Source organism: Pseudomonas sp. HMSC066A08, assembly GCF_001813025.1.
GTDB classification, from domain to species: domain Bacteria; phylum Pseudomonadota; class Gammaproteobacteria; order Pseudomonadales; family Pseudomonadaceae; genus Pseudomonas; species Pseudomonas aeruginosa.
This window is the reverse complement of sequence record NZ_KV811339.1, coordinates 42,687-43,202: the sequence shown is the minus strand read 5'-3', so window position 1 is coordinate 43,202 and position 516 is coordinate 42,687. Positions and strand designations below refer to the sequence as shown.

At 68.2% G+C, this 516-nt stretch carries 1 pseudogene; it reads right to left on the bottom strand.

The features are described 5' to 3' along the window. Window positions 1-516: pseudogene (gene vgrG1a, locus HMPREF2886_RS23070) on the bottom strand (type VI secretion system spike protein VgrG1a); the annotation flags it as partial.

The window sequence follows — 516 nt, the reverse complement described above, 5'->3', positions numbered from 1 at the left end:
TGACGATCACTTCCTGGCCGATCCGCGGGATCTGCATCGAACCCCAGTTCTTCCCGGCCCAGGCCTGGGACACGCGAATCCAGCAGGAGCTGTTCTCGTTCGACTGGTCGTGGCGGTCCCAGTGGAAGTGCACCTTGACCCGGCCGTACTGGTCGGTCCAGATCTCCTCGCCCTTGGGTCCGACCACCACCGCGGTCTGCGGACCTCGCACCACCGGTACCGGAGTCTGCGGCAGGAGACGGAACGACTGGCTGGCGTCGATGCAGTCCAGCTCGCTCTCGAACTGCGAGCCGGCGCCGCCGCTGCCGGTTTCGTAGAGTTCCTGGACCACCCGGTATTCGGCGCCGACCACCAGGTACTCGCGGTTCTGGTCATCGCGCGGATAGCCGCTCAGGCGGAACAGGTGCCCGGCGCCGATCCCGCGCACCACGCCGCGCAGGCGCACGCGCTCGTGCTGCGCCTGGATCGCCTCGATGCGGTTGCGCGCGTACTGCTCGCCGTCCTGGCTCTGCACGT